Consider the following 20,756-nt stretch of genomic DNA (forward strand, 5'->3'; position numbering starts at 1 on the left):
GACCGTGGTGTCGCTCCTGGCCGTCGTCTTGCACGGCCCCCAGGTCTTCGCGTCCACCGCGTCCTTCGCGTCCGCGCGCACGGCCCGTCATGCCATGGCCAAGAGCCAGACCGGGATCAAGCCCTCCGGGAAGGGGCGCTGCGCGACGAGATCGCCACCTGCCGGGACGCCGGCCGCCACGGGGACCCGATCGGTCCCCTGGGCACCCGCGACCGGCACCGCACTGCCGCCGGCTGCGCACCCGAGACACCCGACCGTCCGCACCTGAGGCAGGGAGCCTCGACAGCGGGCGAGCCGGGCACACCCCGTACCGCGCACCACCGGCCGTCGACATCTCGACAGCCCACATCCGGCGGCACTTCAGGTGTTCCGCTGCTGAACAGCAGAGCAGCCCCCCACACACACCTGTCCTTGCCCGTCCGACGCGCCTGCACGGCGCGCCAGGAGGAGTAACCACATCATGCAACCCCTCATCGACAACGCCCGCACGTTCGGACAGCGCCCTGAGGAGTTCGCCGGCCTCGCCAAAGGCCAGTCGCCCGAGGCCCTGTTCATCACCTGCGCCGACTCCCGGGTCGTCCCGGCCCTGATCACGGGCGCCCGCCCCGGCGAGCTCTTCGAGCTGCGCACCGCGGGCAACATCGTCCCGCCCTACGCCTCCGAGCGCCCCACCAGCGAGGCGGCCACCATCGAGTACGCCGTGGAGGTTCTCGGCGTCCAGCACATCGTGGTGTGCGGCCACTCGCACTGCGGCGCCGTGGGCGCTGTGGTGCGCGGCGACGACCTGGACGCCGTCCCCGCCGTGCGGGACTGGCTCGCGCACGCTGCGGACGAGCCCAAGTGCTCCGACCCCGCCGACCCGACGGTCGCCGAGGCGGTGCAGCACCACGTCCTGACGCAACTGCTGCGGCTGCGCTCCTACCCCTTTATCGAGCAGCGCCTGCAGGCGGGCCAGCTCAGCCTGCGCGGCTGGTACTACGAGGTGCACACCGGAGCCGTGCGCGAACACCGCTCGGCGACTGACACGTTCGAGGCGCTGTGAGGGACACCATGACTGTGATGTCGAGGTTCCCTTACCTGCGGCAGGATTTCGCCGCCTCCATCGTCGTCTTCCTGGTCGCTGTACCGCTGTGCGTCGGCGTGGCGGTCGCCTCCGGAGTCCCCGCAGAGCTGGGCCTGGTGACCGGCATTGTGGGCGGCCTGGTCACCGGGCTGATGCCGGGCAGCTCGCTTCAGGTGTCCGGCCCGGCCGCGGGCCTGACCGTGCTGGTCTTCGAGGCCGTCAGCGAGTTCGGAGTGGCCGCGCTCGGCGTGATCGTGCTGTTCGCCGGGCTGCTCCAGCTCGCCATGGGCTTTGTCCGAATCGGCCGCTGGTTCCGGGCGATATCCGTCGCCGTCGTCGAAGGCATGCTCTGCGGCATCGGTCTGGTGATCATCGCGGGCCAGATCTACGCGGCGGCGGGCCTGAAGGCCCCGGAGACCGGCATTGGCAAGATCGTGGGCGTGCCCGGGGCTCTCGCCGACGCCCTCGGCAGCACCGAGGCCCTGACCTCGCTCGCGATCGGCGCGGGAACCATCGCCGTCATCGTGCTGTGGAAGAAACTGCCGAAGGCCGTGCAGGCTGTGCCCGGCGCCCTCGCGGCGGTGATGCTGGCCACGATCGTCTCGCTCGCCTTCAGCCTGCCGGTCGCGACCGTCGAGGTGGAGGGGCTGCTCGGCGTGATCCAGCCGCCCGGGTCCGAGGCTTTCGGTGAGCTGGCCAGCCCTGCCATCTGGGGCACGATCATCGCGTTCGCGCTGATCGCCTCCGCCGAGTCGCTGTTCAGTGCGGCGGCCGTGGACCGGCTGCACGACGGTCCGCGCACCGAGTACAACAAGGAGATGATCGCCCAGGGCGCGGGCAACACGGTATGCGGTCTGCTCGGCGCGCTGCCGATGACCGCGGTGATCGTGCGCAGCTCCGCCAACGTCCAGGCGGGCGCGAAGACCAAGGCGTCGCGGGTGCTGCATGGTGTATGGCTGCTGCTGTTCGCCGCCGCGCTGCCCTCCGCCCTGGCGCTGATCCCGCTATCCGCCCTCGCCGGCATCCTGGTGCACGCGGGCTGGAAACTCATCCCGTTCCGCCAGGTCGCGGAGCTGTGGCGGGGGCACAAGGGTGAGGCGCTGATCCTCATCGTCACCGCCGTGTCGATCGTCGCGGTGAACATGTTCGAGGGCGTGCTCATCGGCCTTGCCCTGGCGGTGGTCAAGACCGCCTGGGAGGCATCGCACCTGAAGACGGAAGTCATAGACAAGGGCGCCGGGCCGATCCAGGTGTATCTGTCGGGCAACGCCACGTTCCTGCGGCTGCCGAAGATACTCGACAGTCTGGAGGCCCTTCCGCAGGACCGACCGATCGAGGTGGACCTGTCCGGGCTGCACCACCTCGACCACGCCTGCCGTACGGCCCTGGAGACCTGGGCCGAGCGACACAGCGCACCCGACACCGACCCAGTGAAGGTCACGACCGCAGAACCGGTGAAGGCCACGACGCCATGAGCTTCTCGTCGTAGTGATCTGCCGCCCGGTGGAGGCTCAACCAAGCCTCCACCGGGCACATTTCCATGAGCAGTGCGAATAATCACGCATGCGCTGGAACCCGGTGCTGCGTTATCGGGACGCAGTGTAGGTCCCAGTAGCGGAGCATCCTGAGAGCGGATACCGCGTGTGGGGCCATTCTTTTCGGTGGCTGTTGTGCCTGCCCATCTGCGTGACGACGACGTCGGATCGGCCCTGACGATGCCGTCCACGGCGACCGCTCCGTCCGGATCACCGGGTGGGTCCGGCTCCGGTGGGCGGCCTGTGCACCGCGAGAGGACGGGTGCGATGGCGTGATCTCGTCGGCGCGGTATCTTGCTCTCGCGGCGCGTCGAGCGTCTCTCCGCGCCGCGTCAGGGAGGGGAAAGTATGCGCGTATCTCTGCTTCGGCGCCTGGCCGCGGTGGCCACGACGCTGGGGCTCACCTCGCTCGGGCTTCTCGGCGCGGGCGCGGCGCCCGCGCAGGCCGCGATCAGCGACTGCCCGGCGGGCTATTTCTGTGCCTGGAAGAGCGACAACGGCACAGGCGCCATGTTCAAGACGAACACGAACAAGGCGACGCTCGGCACCTGGGACAACACGTTCCAGACCGTTGTGAACCGCACGTCCAAGTTCGCCTGTCTGCACGACGACCCGAACTACGGCCAGAACGGCGGCGTCGCCGTGTGGGCCCCCGACCGCGCGGGTACCGAGTGGGGTCACTCGGATGGCTCCGTCAGCTCGGTGAAGCTCGTACCCACCGAGCGGGAGTGCATCCTCCCGCCCTACCCGCAGTGGTACGCGACGACCGCGCCCAAGGCGGCGGGCTTCGGTGACCTGAACGCCGACCTCCGGGCCGACGTCCTGGTCCGGGACAAGGCGGGCCGGCTGTGGTTCCTGCGCGGCGACGGCACCGGGCAACTGGTCGGCACTGGCGGCTGGAACGCCATGAACGCCCTCACCCGGCACGGCGACTTCAGCGGTGACGGCCGCGAGGACGTGATCGCCCGCGAGGCGTCCACCGGGAAGCTGTGGCTGTACCCGGGCACCGGCACCGGCAGCCTCGGTACGCGCAAGCTCATGGGCACCGGCGGCTGGAACGCCATGAGCCGGATCGTCGCCTACGGAGACCTCTCCGGCGACGGCCGCTCGGACGTGCTGGCCGTCGAGAAGTCCACGGGCAAGCTGTGGCTGTACCCCGGCACGGGCGCCGGCGCCCTCGGTGCGCGCAAGCTCATCGGCACCAGCGGCTGGAACGGCATGAATGCCCTGGTCGGCCCGGGCGACATGAACAGTGACGGCCGCCCCGACCTGATCGCACGCCAGGCCTCCACCGGCTACCTGTACCTGTACCCGGGCAGGACCGGGGCTCTCGGGTCCCGTGTACTGATCGGCAACGGCGGCTGGAACGTCATGGACACGTTCCTGGGCCTGGGCGATGTCACCGGCGACGGCCATGGCGACCTCGTCACCTCCACCAAGAGCAGCTATGTCGGCGAATCGTGCCGGGGCGTCGGCTGCCAGCTCGTCTACCCGGGCCGCGGCACCGGCGCGCTGGCCCCGCGCGTGGAGACGGCCGACGACTGGTGGAACCTGAACGGCTTCTTCTGATCCAGGTGAAAGGGCCTCCGCTTCTGAGCGGAGGCCCTTTTGTCGTTGCACTGACGATGTGTCGTTCGGGGGAACCTGTGCGCCCGTCCGGCCTGTTCGGGGCCCGGACGCTCACATGGCGAGCAGATCGGCCGCGGGCGTGTCGCCACTCGATCGCCACACCTCTGCGAGGTTCCTCCGTCGGGCCTATCACGGCTCGTGCCACCTGCGGAAAGTGCCCTGATGGAAATCCGGTGCGCGCCCGGTCGCTCGTTTCGGACCGGCTGTCGGATGTCGCGAGCTGCTTGTCTTATCAACGGAGCGCGGCACTCTCGACGGGACAGTTCGTCCTGCCCCGCGCCGGTCGAAAGGTGGTGAAATGCGCACCGTACGTATCCTCGCCTGCGGCGCCTTGACCCTGTGTGCCCTGGGTCTCCCCTCGGCAGCCGCGTCCGCCGATGAGTCCGACGTCAGCGTCAGCCCGCAGCGGGCCTTCCCCGGCTCGACCATCACGGTCAGCACGGAGGTCTGCGGCCCGGACGCCACATACGCCAAGGGGCAGGCGGAAGCCGGTGGTCAGATCAACCTTCTCGAGGGTCAGGACAGCGATGGACTGGTCGGCGATTTCACGGTCCCCGAGACCGCCGAGGAGGGTGTGTACACCATCACGGTCAAGTGCCCCCCGCGGACTCGCGTCGAGACGAGCTTCGAGGTCGTCAGCCGCCCGGAAGGGGCGGTGCGCGGTGGGTTCGGCGGCACAGAAGGGCTGAACGGCACTCAGGTCGCGGTCGGCTCCCTTCTGCTCGCCGGCGCGGCGGCCGGCAGCGTGGTGTCGATGCGGCGGCGTCGCTTCGCCGGTGCCGCCTCCTGACCGGCCGGCCCGAACAGCCGTCAGGGCCTGCGCCTGTACCGAAACCCCGACCCTCATGGGAAACACACGGCCCGCCCCGTTCGTGTCGACGAAGACGCTCGTCGCCGTCGCGATCGTCGGCGTCGTACTGCTCTACAGCGGCCTGCGCGGCGAAACGGCTCCCCAGCCGTCCGCGGCGCAGGCCCATGCCGTATCCGGTCCTGCCGGATCCGAAACCAATCGCGGGGGCGCATCACGGGACGCCGTTCCTCGGACCGCCGAGCCCCTGCCGTCGAGCGGTAAGACCGGCTCTCGGTCCCGCGCCGCCCCGGTGAGACTGCGTATCCCGGCCATCGGCGTGGACGCCCCGATGACAAAGCTCGGGCTCGATTCCGACGGCGCGCTCGAAGTGCCGCCCGCCGACAAGCCCAACCTGGCCGGCTGGTACGCCGACGGCCCCGCTCCCGGCGAGTCCGGCACGGCCGTCGTGGCCGGCCATGTCGACACCCCCACCGGCCGCGCCGTTTTCTACCCGCTCGGCGCCGTGCCCAGGGGCGGCACGGTCGAGATCGACCGCCGGGACGGGCGGACCGCGCGGTTCGCCGTCCTAGCCGTCGAGGCGTACCCCAAGAGTGCGTTTCCGAGCCGGAAGGTCTACAGCAGTTCCGCCGAATCTCAATTGCGGATCATCACGTGCGGTGGCGGCTTCAGCAAGGACACCGGTTACCTCGGCAACGTGGTCGTCTACGCGAAACTGATCGGCCTCCACTAGTAGCGGCCGATCACACAAGAGCCTCGCACCTGCCATGTGGTTTGCTCCAGACATTCGCAGGTGCCAGCCATATGGTCGTATCCTGACGCACATGCAGTCATACACCATCGGACAGGCGGCTCGTCTGCTCGGCGTCAGTCCCGACACCGCGCGCCGCTGGGCGGATGCCGGCCGGGTCGCGACCCATCGCGACGAGGGCGGGCGCCGTCTCATCGACGGCCGCCATCTGGCCGCGTTCTCGGTCGAGCTCGCGCAGAGCGGCAACGACGAGGACGAGGGCTCGTACACCTCGGCACGCAACGCCTTCCCCGGCATCGTCACCGCCGTCAAGCTCGGCGACGTCGCGGCGCAGGTGGAGATCCAGGCGGGGCCTCATCGCCTGGTCTCGCTGCTCACGCGGGAGGCGGTCGAGGAGCTGGGCCTGGAGGTCGGCGTGGAGGCGACCGCGCGGGTGAAATCCACCAACGTGCACATCGACCGCACCTGACACGTCCCAGCCGGCCCCGTCCGGACAGGCTGCGGATCGCAAACCGGCGGCGTCGCCCGTCACCGGCGCGGCTCTCGACCAACCGCTCGGGCGGCATCCGCCGAGCCGACCGCGTCCCTGCAAGGAGTTCCTGTCATGTCGTCCCTGGCCTATCGCCTCACCCGGCGCCGTACGGCTGCCGCCGTCGTGGTCGTCGCCCTGGCCTGCCCGCTGGCCGCCTGCGGCGGCGGAGGCGGTGGCGACCGGCAGGACCCCGGCGCGACGGGGTCGGGGTCCGGTTCGCACACGCAGGACGCCGACCTGACCGTGCTCGCCGCATCCTCACTCACCGACGTTTTCAAGAAGGCGGGGGACGCGTACGAAGGGGCCCACCCGGGCACGGAGATCACCTTCTCCTTCGCCGGGTCCCAGGAACTCGCCGCCCAGGTGCGGCAAGGTGCACCCGCCGACGTCCTGGTCACCGCCGACACCCGGACCATGGACGGGCTGAAGGCAGAGACGGGCAGTCCGGTGGTCGTCGCCAGGAACCGGCTGGTCATCGCCACGGGCGAGGGCAACCCGGAGAAGATCGCCGAGTTGCGGGACCTCGCGGAACCGGGGGTCAAGGTCGTCCTCGCCTCCCCCGAGGTTCCGGTCGGCCGGTACAGCCGGCAGATCCTCGACGACCAAGGCGTCATCGTGCGGCCCGTCTCGGAAGAGCCCAACGTCCGCGCCGTCCTCGGCAAGGTCGAGCTGGGCGAGGCGGACGCGGGCCTCGTCTACAAGACGGACGCCGCGACCGCGACGGACAAGGTGGACGCCGTCGAGATCCCGGACGCGCAGAACGCCATCGCGCAGTACCCGGCCGCCGCCCTGAAGACCTCCCGGAACGCGGAGGCGGCCGACGCGTTCGTGCGGTGGCTCACCACCGCCGAGGCGCAGAGGCTCTTCCGCGACGCCGGATTCCAGCAGCCATGACGGGCACGGGCGGATCCCCAGCCGCCGGGCCGGACTCCGTGGCGGCCGTGCTCCGGTCACCGGGCACGGGGCCCATAGCCGCAGGTCCGCACGGCGAGCCGAGGGATCTCCGATGAAACGCCTCCACAGCCCCAGCCCCCGGACGTCGGGCCGAGCGGAAAGCCGCAACAGCCCTGACGCGCCGCAGGGCCGGGCACCACGGGCGGGCGTGCCGGCAGCGCTCGCCGTTCCCGCGCTGTTCGCCGTCGCCCTGCTGCTGCTGCCGCTCGTCGGCGTACTCGCCCGTACGGAATGGGGCGAACTCGGCGCTCACCTGACCAGTGCCGCGACCACCGAAGCGCTGCGTCTGTCGCTGGTGGTCTCGTTCTGGGCGCTCGGCCTGTCGCTCGTGCTCGGGGTACCGCTGGCCTGGCTGCTGGCCCGGGTGGACTTCCCCGGCAAGCCCCTCGTGCGCTCCCTGGTCCTGCTCCCGATGGTGCTGCCGCCGACGGTCGGCGGCGTCGCGCTGCTGCTGGCCTTCGGGCGGCGCGGTCTGCTCGGGCCCTGGCTGGAGGACACGTTCGGCATCACGCTGCCGTTCCACACCTCGGGTGCGGTGCTCGCGGCGACGTTCGTCGCCATGCCGTTCCTGGTGATCAGCCTCGAAGGGGCGCTCGGTGGTCTGCGGCCCCGTTACGAGGAGACCGCCGCGTCCCTGGGGGCCTCGCCCGTACGGGTGTTCTTCACGGTCACGCTGCCGATGGTGACGCCGGGGCTGGTCGCCGGCGCCGCCCTCACCTGGGCCCGTGCGCTGGGCGAGTTCGGCGCGACGATCACCTTCGCCGGGAACCTGCCCGGGACCACGCAGACCCTCCCTCTCCAGGTCTATCTGTTGCTCCAGGAGCAGCCGGACGCGGCGACGTCCGTGTCGCTCCTGCTGCTCGCCATCGCCATGGTGGTCCTCGTGGCCCTACGGGGCCGATGGGCGGGGACGCCGCGCGGCGGCGACCGGGGCCCCAGTTTCGTCGCACAGGGCGGGCACGACGCGGAGGGGGCCGGTCCGGAGGCTCCCACGCCCGGAGAGGAGAGGCCGGACCTCCTGGTTCCGCAGGACCACTGGGCGCTGCACGCCGACGTCACGGGCTTCAACCGGCTCACCTTGGACGCGGACCCCGGCACCACCATCGCCGTCGTCGGCCCCAACGGCGCAGGAAAGACCACACTGCTGCGCGCGCTCCTCGGCCTCACCACCCGCTCGCGGGCCGTACTCCGGCTCGGCAACGAGGACGTCTCCCGGCTGCCACCGCACCGGCGCGGTGTCGCCTGGGTGCCGCAGGACGGAGCGCTGTTCCCGCATCTGAACGCGCTCGCCAACACCGCCTACGGACTGCGCGCCCAGGGTGTGCGTCGCGCCGAGGCGCGCCGCAACGCCCAGCAGTGGCTGGACCGGCTCGGCGTCGGCCACCTCGCCCACCGCAGGCCCGCGCAGCTCTCGGGCGGGCAGGCCCAGCGCGTCGCGCTGGCCCGTGCGCTGGCCGCGCGGCCCCGGCTGCTGCTCCTCGACGAACCGCTCGCCGCGCTCGACCAGACCGCCCGGACCCGGGTGCGCCACACGCTGCGCACGCATCTCGACGGTTTCGGCGGCGTCTGCCTGATCGTCACACACGACCCGGTGGAGGCCGTCTCGCTCGCCGACAGGGTGCTCGTGCTCGACGACGGGCGTGCCCTCCAGGACGCGCCGCCCGCCGAGGTCACCCGGCACCCGCGCTCGCCGTGGGTGGCCCGCATGCTGGGGCGCAACGCGTGGCCCGGCACGGCATCGGCGCACGGACTCGACCTGGCCGGGGGCGGCACGCTGGTGGCCGCGGATCCGCTCCCGGTCGGCACGGACGCGCTGGCGGTCATCGCGCCGGAGGCCGTGTCCGTGCACCGGGAGAGGCCGGAGGGCAGCCCGCGGAACGTCTGGCCGGGCACCGTCCGCGAGATCACCGTCTCCGGAAGCCGGCTGCGCATCCTGATCGTCTCGGACCGGGTGCCCGACCTGGTGGCCGAGATCACACCGCAGGCCGCCGCCGAACTGGGCATCGCGGACGGGGTGTCCGTGTGGACGAGCGTCAAGGCGACGGAAGTGACCGTCGTGCCGCGCTGATCGCCGACGTCGGGGGTGGACGTCCGTCAACGCGGTGGAGCGGGGTCACTCGAGCCGGTGCTTCCGCGGGCGCGAGGAACCAGCTCGGGAGTCCGCTCGTTGGCTCGGTCGGGCAAAGAAATCGTCAAAAGGCGTGGCCCGCGCCGGATTGCGCAGGGGATTTCCATGGGTGTCAGCCTTTCCAAGGGCGGCAACGTCTCGCTCACCAAGGAGGCCCCGGGCCTGACCGCGGTCATCGTGGGTCTCGGCTGGGACGTCCGCACCACCACCGGGACCGACTTCGACCTCGACGCCAGCGCCCTGTTGGTCGATGAGAACGGCAAGGTCCTGACGGACCAGCACTTCGTCTTCTTCAACAATCTCAAGAGCCCCGACGGCTCCGTCGAGCACACCGGTGACAACCTGACGGGTCAGGGCGAGGGCGACGACGAGCAGATCAAGGTCGATCTGGCGGGCGTGGCCGCCGGGGTCGACAAGATCGTGTTCCCGGTCTCGATCCACGAGGGCGAAAGCCGCGGCCAGTCCTTCGGCCAGGTGCGCAACGCCTTCATCCGCGTCGTCAACCAGGCGGGCGGTGCCGAGCTGGCGCGCTACGACCTGAGCGAGGACGCATCCACGGAGACCGCGATGGTCTTCGGCGAGCTGTACCGCAGCGGAGCGGAGTGGAAGTTCCGCGCCGTCGGCCAGGGGTACGCCTCCGGGCTGCGGGGCATCGCCCAGGACTTCGGCGTCAACATCTGAGCCGGCTGGGCTCTGCGCCGTCCTGAGCCGTCCTGAGCCCTTCCACGCTCGGGGCCGGCCCGTGCCACGGGCCGGCCCCGAGCCGGGACGGCGTACGCGGCCGCAGCAGTGCATGGGGGGCGTGCACACGTGTCGGCGTCGAGACCGGCACGGTGTGCTGTACGCGTCGGCGTCCGGCGCGGGCGGGTGCACTGGGCGCGGCGCTCCGTGCAGTACGGTCGCAGCCGGTGCACCGAGCGACCGATGCGGAGGACGTGATGGCCGGGGACATAGCACAGCCGTTGCCCGGGCTGGAGTTGGTGTGGTCGGGCCGGGTGTCCGAGCACGCGGAGGAAGCGGCGGCGCTCGCGCACGTGCTGGATGCCGAGGAGTCCGCGCGCCTCGCGGTGTTCCGTCGCCCCGAGGACCGGGACGCGTTCGCCGTCGCTCACGTGACGTTGCGACAGCTGCTCGGGCGGCGGCTGGGGCAGGCGCCGCAGGACGTGTCCGTCGTGCGGGAGCCGTGTGTGCACTGCGGCGGGGCGCACGGCCGTCCCTATGTCCCGGGCAGGGCCGTCCACTTCTCCCTGTCGCACACCAGCGGCATGGTGATGATCGCGCTCTCCTCCGTCCCCGTGGGCATCGATGTCGAGATCCTGCCGTCGGCCGAGACCGCCGAGGGCGTCGCAACGCAGCTGCACCCCCATGAGCGTGCGGAGCTGGCCGCGCTTCCCGCGGTGGACCGGACCGTCGCGTTCGCCCGCTGCTGGACGCGCAAGGAGGCGATGCTCAAAGCGATGGGCGTCGGCCTGAACGAGGACGTGGCGCTCGCCTACGTGGGCAGCGGCGCCCAGCCGGCCGCACAGGACCTCTGGCTGATCGCCGACCTCCCCGCCGACCCGGGCTACGCGGCAGCAGCCGCCGTGCGCCGTCCGGGCACGCTCTAAGGGCCGTGACCGACGGCCACGACGCAAACGAGGCCCAGCCCCTGACGAACGCTTCCGAGGCGGTGCGCTGCTCAAGCCGGCCGAACTCGGCTGGGCGCTGACCCCCGACCAGGCCGCCCGCTGGTCCGAGACCTTGGCGGTCGGGCATGCCGTGAAATTATCCACAGGCTGAGGAGAGTGTCGGCGGTTCCCGGTTTGATGGGGGCATGGACGACGTACTCAGCACACCCGACATGCCCGGCATGCCCGACTGGGAGAAGCGCTTCAGGGCACCCCGTGTCTCCCTGCCCGACTGGGCCGAGGACGCCCCCGACCGCTCTCTCTTCGTCTCCAACGCGACGGGGACGTACGAGCTGTACGCGTGGGACCGCGCCACGGGCGCCCAGCGGCAGGTGACCGACCGGCCGAACGGCACCACGGACGGCGTGCTCACGCCGGACGGCGAGGCCGTCTGGTGGTTCTCGGACACCGACGGCGACGAGTTCGGGATCTGGATGCGGCAGCCGTTCGGCGGCGGGGAGGACGTGCCTGCCGCGCCCGGCCTCGAGCCCTCCTATCCGGCCGGGCTCGCCATAGGCCGCGACGGCACCGCCGCGGTCGGCCGCTCGACGGACGAGGACGGCTCGACCGTCCATGTCGTGCGGCCGGGCGCGGAGCCCGTCGAGATCTACCGGCACCGGGAGTCGGCGGGCGTGGGCGACCTCTCCCACGACGGGACGCTCCTCGCCATCGAGCACACCGAGCACGGGGACGCGATGCACTCCGCGCTGCGGGTGCTGAGGCTGGACGGCGACGTGGTGGCCGAGCTCGACGACACGGAGAACGGCACGGCGGAGCTCGGCCTCGAGGTGCTCGGCTTCGCACCGGTCGACGGCGACACCCGGCTGCTCGTCGGTCACCAGCGGCGAGGACGCTGGGAGCCGATGATCTGGGACGTGGCGACCGGCGAGGAGACCGGCCTCGCGATCGACCTCCCTGGCGATGTGAACGCCGAGTGGTATCCGGACGGCTCGGCCCTTCTCGTCGCGCACGACTTCGAGGCACGAGGTGAGCTGTGGCGTTACGACCTGGCCTCGCACGAGCTGACGCGGATCGAGACGCCCGCGGGTTCGGTCTCGGGCGCCACCGCCCGCCCCGACTGCACCGTCGAATACCTGTGGTCGTCCGCCGCCCAGCCGCCGCAGGTCCGCTCGACGCGCGGGGGCGTCGTGCTCGACCCGCCGGGGACGAAGGCGCCGTCCTCGGTCCCGGTGGAGGACGCCTGGGTGGAGGGCCCCGGCGGCCGCATCCACGCCTTGGTCCAGAAACCGGCCGGCGCGAGCGGCCCGCTGCCGACCGTCTTCGAGATCCACGGCGGCCCGACCTGGCACGACAGCGACGCCTTCGCCGCGGGCCCGGCGGCCTGGGTCGACCACGGGTATGCGGTGGTCCGGGTCAACTACCGGGGCTCGACCGGCTACGGAAGGGAGTGGACGGACGCGCTCAAGCACCGTGTGGGTCTGATCGAGCTGGAGGACATCGCGGCGGTCCGCGAGTGGGCGGTCTCCTCGGGACTCGCCGACCCGGCCAAGCTCGTGCTCGCGGGCGGATCGTGGGGCGGGTATCTGACACTCCTCGGACTCGGCACCCAGCCGGACGTCTGGGCCGTCGGCCTGGCCGCGGTGCCGGTCGCGGACTACGTCACGGCCTACCACGACGAGATGGAGGCCCTGAAGGCCATGGACCGCACACTCCTGGGCGGCACCCCGGAGGAGGTGCCGGAGCGTTTCGAGGCGTCGTCCCCGCTGACGTACGTCGACGCGGTCCGCGCGCCGGTCTACATTTCGGCGGGCGTCAACGATCCGCGCTGCCCGATCCGTCAGGTGGAGAACTACGTGGACCGCCTCGCGGCCCGCGGCGCGGTCCACGAGGTATACCGGTACGACGCGGGGCACGGCTCGCTCGTGGTCGAGGAACGCATCAAGCAGGTACGTCTGGAGATCGCCTTCGCGGACCGCCACCTGAACGGGGGTGAGGCGCAGAGCGTGGGACGGTAGACGGGCGACCGGGGGGCTGCGGCGGCGGGGGCCGAGGTTCGGACCCGGGACGAGGGAGCTTGGGTGTATTCCGTACCGTGGAGGCGTGTACCGATTCCTGCTGACGCCCCGCTGGTGGGGGATCAACGTCTTCGTCCTGCTGGCGATCCCGTTCTGCGTCGTCATGGGCTCGTGGCAGCTCGGCAGGTTCGAGGACCGCGTCGACAGTCACCGGGAGGCCGAGCGACGGCCCGGTCAGCAGGAACAGGTCGCGGCGGCCCCCCTCGACGAGCTGTTGCCCGTCGACAAGGAGACGTCGGGACGGCAGGCGACGGCGACGGGCCGATACGGGGAGCAGTTCCTCGTCCCGGACCGCGAGCTGGACGGCAGGCGCGGCGCGTATGTGCTGACGCTGCTGCGGACGGAGGGCGGCAAGACGCTGCCGGTGGTCCGCGGCTGGCTGGCCCAGGGCGAGCGGGTGCCGGCTGCCCCGTCCGGCGTGGTGACGGTCACGGGCGCGCTGCAGGCGTCCGAGACCGTGGGCACGGACGGCGTGCACACCGCGGGCGGCCTGCCGCGCGGCCAGCTCGGCATGATCAGTGCGGCGTCGCTGGTGAACCTGGTGCCGGACGACGTGTACGACGCGTGGGTCACGCTGACCAAGGCGGACAGCGGCCTGACGGCGGTGCCGGCGTCGGCACCGGAGAACAGCGGCCTGGACCTGAAGGCGTTCCAGAACCTGGGCTACACCGGGGAGTGGTTCGCGTTCGCGGGGTTCGTGCTGTTCATGTGGTTCCGTCTGGTCCGCCGCGAGGCGGAGGCGGCACGCGACCGCGAGCTCGGACTGGCGCCCGAGGCCTCGTAGCCCGGCCGCCCCGGTCCCAGCCACAGACCCCGGTCCAGGCCCGAGCCCCGGTCCCAGCCACAGACCCCGGTCCAGGCCCGAGCCCCGGGCCCGCCGCGCCCCGCTCGGACCCACGCCCGGCCCTGTACACGCCCCGCCGCGCCCAGCTCGGTCCCGCAATCCCGGGCCACGTTCTGGCACCAAACGGGCCCCGCAACTGTGCCAGGGGTCGCCCCAGCCGCCCGATGCGGCACGCGGCGCCCCGCGCGTCAGCGGCGCGGGCGGCTGCCCGTGGCGGAGGGAGTTGCGCGGGCGGTCACTGGCCCGGGAGCAGGCCCGTGCGGTAGATCGTGCCGGCGCAGGCGTTGGTGATCGTCGCCTGGGCGTTCGGGGAGCCCGCCTCCGCGATGTGGGTGACCGTCACGCTGCCGTTCTGCGTGCCGCCGTCCTCGGCGGCCAGCTGGGTCTCGGTGTTGTTCTCCGCCGAGGTGCCCGTGCCGGACCCGTCGCCCGTGCCCGCCGATCCGCCGTCCGTGGGCGACGGGTCGGGCGATGCGGTGCTGGGACAGGTGTCGGACGGCACCCAGGCGAACTTCACCTCGTAGGTGGACGACGGCTTCAGCAGCAGCGACGCCTGCTCCGCCGACGGGTCGGGCAGGCCCCCCGCCGGGTCGCCCGAGGTGTGCGCGACGACACTGATGCGGTCCTGGTCGGCCGCACCGGCGGTCTGGAAGACGACGGTGCCGCTTCCGCCCACCGTGCAGTCGGACGGGGAGACGTTGGCGACGCGGAAGGTGCCGTAGACCTTGCCGTCCGGGTCCGGCGGGTTCGTCTCGGCCGAGATGACGCCGAGGTCGGCGCCGCCGCACACCGGCACGGTGGCGTCGGCGCTGCCCGGCGGGACCGGCTCGCCCGAGGCGCCGTCGCCCGCGCCCGTGCCCGGCTGGTCGCCCGGTGCCGCGCTGGTGGGGTCCTTGACCTGGGGGTCCTGGCCGCCGCCCTTCGAGGGGGCCAGCGGGTCCTTGTCCCCGCCCGTCGCGCCCGGCTCGTTGCCCGTGCCGCCCTGGGCCTGCTCGCCGTGCCCGGCGTTGACCGGGTTGGCCTGGTCGAGGCCGCCCGAGTTCGCGACGTGGACGAAGGCGGGCACCGCGGTGCCGATCAGCAGCACCGCCGCCGCCGCGCCGACGAGCGCCTGGCGTTTGCGGGCGCGCCGCGCCGGGACGGCCCGGCGCAGATGGTCCAGGGCGCCTTCGGAGGGCTCGAGGTCCTCGACGACGCCGTGCAGCATCCTGCGAAGGGCCTCCTCGTCCCCGCCCAGTCCTGCATCCGGTCCGGCACCCCTTCCGAGGCCCGCGAGGAGGTCCTCGTCGGGGCCCGTGCCAGGACCGCCCGGTTCGTTCTCCGGCCTGTTGCTCACTTTTCCGTTCCCAGTCCGGTCGTCAAACGGCTCGTCCGGCCCGTACTGCTCGTACCTGTCGCCGTGCGTGCTCATGCCGTGGCCCCCATGGCGACGCGCAGCGCCGCGATGCCCCGTGAGCCGTACGCCTTCACCGAGCCGAGGGAGATGCCCAGCGTCTCGGCCACCTGCGCCTCGGTCATGTCGGCGAAGTACCGAAGGACCAGCACCTCGCGCTGGCGCCGCTGCAGTCCCCGCATCGCCTTGATGAGCGCGTCCCGCTCCAGCTGGTCGTACGCGCCCTCCTCCGCGCTCGCCATGTCGGGCATCGGCTTCGAGAGCAGCTTCAGGCCGAGGATGCGGCGGCGCAGCGCAGAGCGGGAGAGGTTGACGACGGTCTGGCGCAGGTAGGCGAGGGTCTTCTCGGGGTCCCGTACGCGGGAACGCGCGGAGTGGACCCGGATGAACGCCTCCTGGACCACGTCCTCGCAGGACGCCGTGTCGTCCAGGAGCAGGGCGGCGAGACCCAGCAGCGACCGGTAGTGGGCGCGGTAGGTCTCGGTGAGGTGATCGACGGTCGTGCCGGCGGCCATGGCGTCGTCAGCGCCCTGCCGCGGCGCCGGGATCCGTCTGGTCCGCGGTGCGGGCATGGGTGCGATCACCGGCATGCCGCCGGCCGGACGGGGCCTGCGGAGCGGGCGCACCGAGGCGCCGCGGACCGGGGCCACCCCTGCGATGTCGAGAACCTCTGCCACGCCTGTTGGACACGCTTCCCCCCGCCAGGGTTGTACGCGTACGCCACCGCTTTTGACGGTGAACCAAATGCCCCTATGCGCACTCGCTCATCCCCAATGCCCCATATTTACGGCACCGTTCCGAGGCGACCGCAAAGACGCTTCCCTCCCCGGCCACCGGTTGTGGCAAGGGGGAAGCGAATGATCGAACAGGCCCACGCCCCAGTTCAAGTGGTTCAGCACTCAACCAGCTCGCAGGGCGCGCACAGATCCTACAAAGCCGCACCGACAATCCGTTTCCGATTATCGGGTCGATCGTCCAACAGCCGACCCCCGGGGGGGTTCATAGGCTCAGAGCTCCGCGGGCCCAAGAACCCTGCGGGTTCAGAACTCGGCGGCCACGCTCTCCGCGATCTGTGCCGAGTTCAGCGCGGCGCCCTTGCGCAGGTTGTCGCCGCACACGAACAGCTCCAGCGCCGAGGGGTCGTCCGGTGCCCGGCGCACCCGCCCCACCCACGTCGGATCGGTGCCCACCACGTCCGCGGGCGTGGGGAAGTCACCCGCCTCCGGGTCGTCGTAGAGGACGACGCCCGGCGAGGTCGCCAGGATCTCGTGCGCCCGCTCGACGGTGACCTCGTTCTCGAAGCGCGCGTGCACCACCAGGGAGTGCGCGGTCAGCACGGGTACGCGCACGAACGTCGCCGCCACCTTCAGCGACGGCAGGTCCAGGATCTTGCGCGTCTCGGCGCGCAGCCCCAGCTCCTCGGACGACCAGCCGCCCTCGCGCGGCGCACCGGTCCACGGCACGACGTTCAGCGCGAGCGGCGCGGGCAGCGGGCCGAGCCCGTCGTCGCCCACGGCACGGCGTACGTCGCCGGGCCCCGCGCCCAGCTCCGTGCCGGCCACCAGGGACAGCTGGGCGCGCAGGGCGTCCACCGCGTCCCGCCCGGCGCCGCTGGCGGCCTGGTACGAGGACACGACCAGTTCCCGCAGGCCGAACTCGGCGTGCAGCGCGCCCACCGCGGGCACCAGCGTGAGCGTGGTGTCGTGGGGGCTGGCGACGATGCCGCGCGGCCGCACCCGGACGCAGTGCGGATTGACCTCGGGGACGACGAGCGGGACGTCCGGGTCCATGCGGAAGGCCGAGGAGTTGTCCACGACCACCGCGCCCTTGGCGACGGCGACGGGTGCCCACCGCTCGGACACCTCGCCCGGCACGAGGAACACCGCGACGTCGATGCCGTCGAAGACTTCCTCGCCGAGCGCCACGACCTCGCACTCCTCCCCGCGCACGGCCAGCTTGCGGCCGGCCGAGCGCGGGGAGGCGGCGAGTCGGATCTCGCCCCAGATGTCGGCGTGCTGCGACAGGATCCGGAGCATCACCGCACCGACGGCTCCGGTCGCTCCCACGACCGCGAGCGCCGGTTTGGGCTTCATCGCCCGGTGCCTCCGTACACGACCGCCTCGTCGGAGTCGGAGTCGAGCCCGAAGGCGGTGTGCACGGCGCGCACGGCCTCGTTGACGTCGTCGGCGCGGGTGACCACCGAGATACGGATCTCGGAGGTCGAGATCAGCTCGATGTTCACGCCCGCGTCGGACAGCGCCTCGAAGAAGGACGCGGTCACGCCGGGGTTGGTCTTCATACCCGCGCCGACCAGCGAGATCTTGCCGATCTGGTCGTCGTAGCGCAGGGAGTCGAAGCCGATCGCCGACTTCTGCTTCTCCAGCGCCGCCATGGCCTTGGCGCCGTCGGTCTTCGGGAGGGTGAAGGAGATGTCCGTCAGCGCCGTGGTGGCCGCCGAGACGTTCTGCACGACCATGTCGATGTTGATCTCGGCATCGGCGATGGCACGGAAGATGGCCGCGGCCTCGCCCGGCTTGTCCGGGACGCCGACGACGGTGACCTTGGCCTCGGAGACGTCGTGGGCGACTCCGGAGATGATGGCGTGCTCCACCTTCTGATCCCCTTGCGGTTCGTTGCTGACCCAGGTGCCGCGCAGTCCGGAGAAGGACGAGCGCACGTGGATCGGGATGTTGTAACGGCGTGCGTACTCCACGCACCGGTGCAGCAGCACCTTCGAACCCGACGAGGCGAGTTCGAGCATGTCCTCGAAGGAGATCCAGTCGATCTTCCGGGCCTTCTTGACGACCCGCGGGTCGGCGGTGAAGACGCCGTCGACGTCGGTGTAGATCTCGCAGACCTCGGCGTCCAGCGCGGCGGCGAGGGCGACGGCGGTGGTGTCCGACCCGCCCCGGCCGAGCGTGGTGATGTCCTTCTTGTCCTGGGACACCCCCTGGAAGCCGGCGACGATGGCGATGTTGCCCTCGTCCAGCGCCGTACGGATCCGGCCCGGCGTGACATCGATGATGCGCGCTTTGTTGTGGACCGAGTCGGTGATGACGCCTGCCTGGCTGCCGGTGAACGACTGGGCCTCGTGGCCCAGGTTTTTGATCGCCATGGCCAGCAGGGCCATGGAGATTCGCTCTCCGGCGGTCAGCAGCATGTCGAATTCACGCCCGGCAGGGATGGGGGATACCTGCTCGGCGAGATCGATCAGCTCGTCCGTCGTGTCGCCCATCGCCGAAACCACGACGACCACCTGGTGGCCGTTCTTCTTGGCATCGACGATCCGCTTGGCGACACGCTTGATGCCCTCGGCATCGGCTACGGAGGAGCCTCCGTACTTCTGCACGACAAGGCCCACGTGCGCTCCTCGCTCGGTCTTCTGCAGTCACTACTGCGGTCGGCTCAGTCTATCGAGCGGCCGCGATACGCCCCTGTGATGTCACATGGTGAGATGTCCCGCTCACCACGTGATCATCCAGGAAGGGTCAGGGGACGTCCGCGGCCGCTCGGATGGCTGCTGCCCCTCGAACGGCGACGTACGCGGGTATGTGGCCCGCTTCACATACGGGCGCCGGCACCATGCCGTGGCTCGGCACCGGGCGGCGCCCCCGATGCCAAGGCAGACGACGCGGCTCAGCGCCCAGCGCACCACGACGACGCGGCTCAGCGCCGCGCCCGGCGCAGGCCCAGGGGGCCGGCGATCTCCTCGGCCATGACCTTGCCGGCCTCCTCGGCCAGCAGCTCCTCGGTGAGGTCCTCGTCCGTGTCCAGGCCGTCCAGCTCGGCCAGCGGCTGGTCGAGGCGGACGTGGGCCACGAGGGACTGGAGGGCGCGCAGGGTGGCGGAGGCGGTCGGGCCCCAGTTGGAGAAGTACGAGAACTGCCACCACCACAGCGCCTCGGTGGTGCGTCCCGCGCGGTAGTGGGCGAGGCCGTGGCGCAGGTCGGTGACGATGTCCGCGAGGCTGTCGGAGATCCGCGAGGGGACGGGTGCCTTGCGCGGCTCGTACGGATCGAAGACCTCGGAGAAGACGTCCACCGGGTCGAGGAGCACGGCGAAGCGCTCGCGCAACTCGTCCACGTCCAGGTCCGGACCGGTGTCCGGCTCGTACCGCTCGTCCGGGACGATGTCCTCGTGCGCACCCAGGCGCCCGCCGGTCAGCAGCAGCTGCGAGACCTCCAGCAGCAGGAACGGGACCGCGCTGTCCGGCTCGTCGCCCTTCGCGACCTCGGTCGTCGCCACGATGAAGGACTCGATCGAGTCGGCGATCTGGACCGCGAAGTCGTCCGGGTCCTGGTCCACGGCGTGCAGCATGGCGTCAGACATCGAGCAGTCGTCTCCCCTCGAAGGCACGCCCGAGCGTGACCTCGTCGGCGTATTCCAAGTCTCCCCCCACCGGGAGTCCGCTGGCCAGCCGCGTGACCTTCAGTCCCATCGGCTTCACCATGCGTGCGAGGTAGGTGGCCGTCGCCTCGCCCTCGAGATTGGGGTCCGTGGCCAGGATCAGCTCGGTGACCGTGCCGTCCGCGAGACGGGCCAGCAGCTCGCGGATGCGCAGGTCGTCCGGGCCCACGCCCTCGATGGGGCTGATGGCGCCGCCCAGGACGTGGTACCGACCGCGGAACTCACGCGTCCGCTCGATCGCGACGACGTCCTTCGGCTCCTCCACGACGCAGATGACGGCCTGGTCGCGGCGGGGGTCACGGCAGACGGTGCACTGCTCCTGCTGCGCGACGTTGCCGCACACGGCGCAGAAGCGCACCTTGTCCTTCACCTCCAGCAGCGCATGCGCGAGCCGGCGGACGTCGGTCGGCTCGGCCTGGAGGATGTGGAAGGCGATCCGCTGCGCGCTCTTGGGACCGACGCCGGGCAGCCTGCCCAGTTCGTCGATGAGGTCCTGAACCACGCCTTCGTACAACGGAACGCCTTTCCTTGCGTGCTTGCTGCTTACGGTAGTTGGTGGATGTGACGCTTAGAAGATCCTGACGCGACCGGCCGGCAGAGCCCGGGTCAGAACGGCAGGCCCGGCATGCCGCCGAGGCCCTGTGCGAGCGGTCCGAGCTTCTCCTGCTGGAGCTGCTGGGCGTTCTCGCCGGCGGCCTGGACGGCGGCGACGACGAGGTCCGCGAGGGTCTCGGTGTCCTCCGGGTCGACGGCCTTCGGGTCGATGACGAGACCCCGCAGCTCGCCGGAGCCGGTGACGGTGGCCTTCACCAGGCCGCCGCCCGCCTGGCCCTCGACCTCGGTCCGCGCCAACTCCTCCTGCGCACGGGCGAGATCCTGCTGCATCTTCTGGGCCTGCTGGAGCAACTGCTGCATGTTGGGCTGGCCACCACCGGGAATCACGGTCACTCCTGTTCGTACGTTGCTTCGATACGGCCGAGCCTACGTGGTCACCGGGCGCGATGCCCCA

General features: G+C 71.4%; 19 protein-coding genes. 12 read left to right on the plus strand and 7 right to left on the minus strand.

What is annotated here, in order from left to right:
* Positions 1–460 precede the first annotated feature (460 nt).
* The 12 genes from ACLB9X_RS11365 to ACLB9X_RS11420 all read left to right on the plus strand — a co-directional run bounded on the left by ACLB9X_RS11365 (position 461) and on the right by ACLB9X_RS11420 (position 13,887).
* Positions 461–1,042: a carbonic anhydrase gene (locus tag ACLB9X_RS11365; protein ID WP_410360168.1), complete on the plus strand. Its 582-nt coding sequence runs from the start codon at positions 461–463 to the stop codon at positions 1,040–1,042.
* Positions 1,043–1,059: 17 nt separating this feature from the next.
* The gene (locus ACLB9X_RS11370; RefSeq protein ID WP_410360169.1) at positions 1,060–2,538 is read left to right on the plus strand and encodes a SulP family inorganic anion transporter; all 1,479 of its coding nucleotides are present in this window, start codon (positions 1,060–1,062) and stop codon (positions 2,536–2,538) included.
* Between the two features lie 408 nt (positions 2,539–2,946).
* The gene (locus ACLB9X_RS11375; protein ID WP_410360170.1) at positions 2,947–4,167 is read left to right on the plus strand and encodes an FG-GAP-like repeat-containing protein; all 1,221 of its coding nucleotides are present in this window, start codon (positions 2,947–2,949) and stop codon (positions 4,165–4,167) included.
* A 358-nt stretch (positions 4,168–4,525) separates the two neighbouring features.
* Positions 4,526–5,017, plus strand: coding sequence for a hypothetical protein (locus tag ACLB9X_RS11380; RefSeq protein WP_410360171.1), 492 nt, complete (start codon positions 4,526–4,528; stop codon positions 5,015–5,017).
* A 55-nt stretch (positions 5,018–5,072) separates the two neighbouring features.
* Entirely contained in the window at positions 5,073–5,768 is a 696-nt protein-coding gene (locus tag ACLB9X_RS11385; RefSeq protein WP_410360172.1) for a class F sortase, read from the plus strand.
* 91 nt (positions 5,769–5,859) lie between these two features.
* Positions 5,860–6,255 carry a molybdopterin-binding protein gene (locus tag ACLB9X_RS11390; protein WP_410360173.1) on the plus strand — a complete coding sequence of 132 codons (396 nt, stop codon included), beginning with the start codon at positions 5,860–5,862 and terminating at the stop codon, positions 6,253–6,255.
* A 135-nt stretch (positions 6,256–6,390) separates the two neighbouring features.
* Entirely contained in the window at positions 6,391–7,212 is an 822-nt protein-coding gene (gene modA / locus ACLB9X_RS11395) for a molybdate ABC transporter substrate-binding protein (protein ID WP_410360174.1), read from the plus strand.
* Positions 7,213–7,420: 208 nt separating this feature from the next.
* Complete coding sequence (locus ACLB9X_RS11400) at positions 7,421–9,340, plus strand: ABC transporter permease (RefSeq protein ID WP_410360175.1); 1,920 nt, start codon at positions 7,421–7,423, stop codon at positions 9,338–9,340.
* Positions 9,341–9,505: 165 nt separating this feature from the next.
* On the plus strand, positions 9,506–10,081 hold the full coding sequence (locus tag ACLB9X_RS11405; protein ID WP_410360176.1) for a TerD family protein: 576 nt from the start codon (positions 9,506–9,508) through the stop codon (positions 10,079–10,081).
* A gap of 227 nt (positions 10,082–10,308) precedes the next feature.
* Positions 10,309–11,007: a 4'-phosphopantetheinyl transferase family protein gene (locus ACLB9X_RS11410; protein ID WP_410360177.1), complete on the plus strand. Its 699-nt coding sequence runs from the start codon at positions 10,309–10,311 to the stop codon at positions 11,005–11,007.
* A gap of 206 nt (positions 11,008–11,213) precedes the next feature.
* Complete coding sequence (locus ACLB9X_RS11415) at positions 11,214–13,043, plus strand: prolyl oligopeptidase family serine peptidase (protein WP_410360178.1); 1,830 nt, start codon at positions 11,214–11,216, stop codon at positions 13,041–13,043.
* An 85-nt stretch (positions 13,044–13,128) separates the two neighbouring features.
* A complete protein-coding gene (locus ACLB9X_RS11420; RefSeq protein WP_410360179.1) occupies positions 13,129–13,887 on the plus strand; it encodes an SURF1 family protein in 759 nt (252 codons plus the stop codon).
* Positions 13,888–14,182: 295 nt separating this feature from the next.
* On the opposite strand, the gene ACLB9X_RS11425 is transcribed toward ACLB9X_RS11420, so the two are convergent.
* The 7 genes from ACLB9X_RS11425 to ACLB9X_RS11455 form a co-directional block, all read right to left on the minus strand.
* A complete protein-coding gene (locus ACLB9X_RS11425) occupies positions 14,183–15,283 on the minus strand; it encodes a hypothetical protein (RefSeq protein WP_410360180.1) in 1,101 nt (366 codons plus the stop codon).
* Between the two features lie 71 nt (positions 15,284–15,354).
* The gene (locus ACLB9X_RS11430; RefSeq protein WP_410360181.1) at positions 15,355–16,017 is read right to left on the minus strand and encodes a SigE family RNA polymerase sigma factor; all 663 of its coding nucleotides are present in this window, start codon (positions 16,015–16,017) and stop codon (positions 15,355–15,357) included.
* A gap of 363 nt (positions 16,018–16,380) precedes the next feature.
* Positions 16,381–17,433 (minus strand): aspartate-semialdehyde dehydrogenase, encoded by a 1,053-nt coding sequence (locus ACLB9X_RS11435; protein ID WP_410360182.1) that lies wholly within the window; start codon positions 17,431–17,433, stop codon positions 16,381–16,383.
* Positions 17,430–18,701 carry an aspartate kinase gene (locus ACLB9X_RS11440; protein WP_410360183.1) on the minus strand — a complete coding sequence of 424 codons (1,272 nt, stop codon included), beginning with the start codon at positions 18,699–18,701 and terminating at the stop codon, positions 17,430–17,432. The genes ACLB9X_RS11435 and ACLB9X_RS11440 overlap by 4 nt, the downstream gene beginning before the upstream one ends.
* 305 nt (positions 18,702–19,006) lie before the next feature.
* Positions 19,007–19,669 carry a DUF5063 domain-containing protein gene (locus tag ACLB9X_RS11445; RefSeq protein WP_410360184.1) on the minus strand — a complete coding sequence of 221 codons (663 nt, stop codon included), beginning with the start codon at positions 19,667–19,669 and terminating at the stop codon, positions 19,007–19,009.
* On the minus strand, positions 19,662–20,261 hold the full coding sequence (recR, locus tag ACLB9X_RS11450) for a recombination mediator RecR (RefSeq protein WP_410360185.1): 600 nt from the start codon (positions 20,259–20,261) through the stop codon (positions 19,662–19,664). Before recR ends, ACLB9X_RS11445 begins: the two co-directional genes overlap by 8 nt.
* A 92-nt stretch (positions 20,262–20,353) precedes the next feature.
* Entirely contained in the window at positions 20,354–20,689 is a 336-nt protein-coding gene (locus ACLB9X_RS11455; RefSeq protein WP_410360186.1) for a YbaB/EbfC family nucleoid-associated protein, read from the minus strand.
* Positions 20,690–20,756: the final 67 nt, after the last annotated feature.

The sequence above is a fragment of the Streptomyces sp. 5K101 genome (genome assembly GCF_046506645.1).
Classification (GTDB): Bacteria; Actinomycetota; Actinomycetes; order Streptomycetales; family Streptomycetaceae; genus Streptomyces.

Bases quoted from the DNA above. Each gene is read 5' to 3' on its own strand.
- ACLB9X_RS11370 (WP_410360169.1), top strand. From the start codon at position 1,060: ATGTCGAGGTTCCCTTACCTGCGGCAGGATTTCGCCGCCTCCATCGTC.
- ACLB9X_RS11445 (WP_410360184.1), bottom strand. From the start codon at position 19,669: ATGTCTGACGCCATGCTGCACGCCGTGGACCAGGACCCGGACGACTTC.
- ACLB9X_RS11380 (WP_410360171.1), top strand. From the start codon at position 4,526: ATGCGCACCGTACGTATCCTCGCCTGCGGCGCCTTGACCCTGTGTGCC.
- ACLB9X_RS11415 (WP_410360178.1), top strand. From the start codon at position 11,214: ATGGACGACGTACTCAGCACACCCGACATGCCCGGCATGCCCGACTGG.
- ACLB9X_RS11385 (WP_410360172.1), top strand. From the start codon at position 5,073: ATGGGAAACACACGGCCCGCCCCGTTCGTGTCGACGAAGACGCTCGTC.
- ACLB9X_RS11435 (WP_410360182.1), bottom strand. From the start codon at position 17,433: ATGAAGCCCAAACCGGCGCTCGCGGTCGTGGGAGCGACCGGAGCCGTC.
- modA (WP_410360174.1), top strand. From the start codon at position 6,391: ATGTCGTCCCTGGCCTATCGCCTCACCCGGCGCCGTACGGCTGCCGCC.
- ACLB9X_RS11365 (WP_410360168.1), top strand. From the start codon at position 461: ATGCAACCCCTCATCGACAACGCCCGCACGTTCGGACAGCGCCCTGAG.
- ACLB9X_RS11375 (WP_410360170.1), top strand. From the start codon at position 2,947: ATGCGCGTATCTCTGCTTCGGCGCCTGGCCGCGGTGGCCACGACGCTG.
- ACLB9X_RS11405 (WP_410360176.1), top strand. From the start codon at position 9,506: ATGGGTGTCAGCCTTTCCAAGGGCGGCAACGTCTCGCTCACCAAGGAG.
- ACLB9X_RS11390 (WP_410360173.1), top strand. From the start codon at position 5,860: ATGCAGTCATACACCATCGGACAGGCGGCTCGTCTGCTCGGCGTCAGT.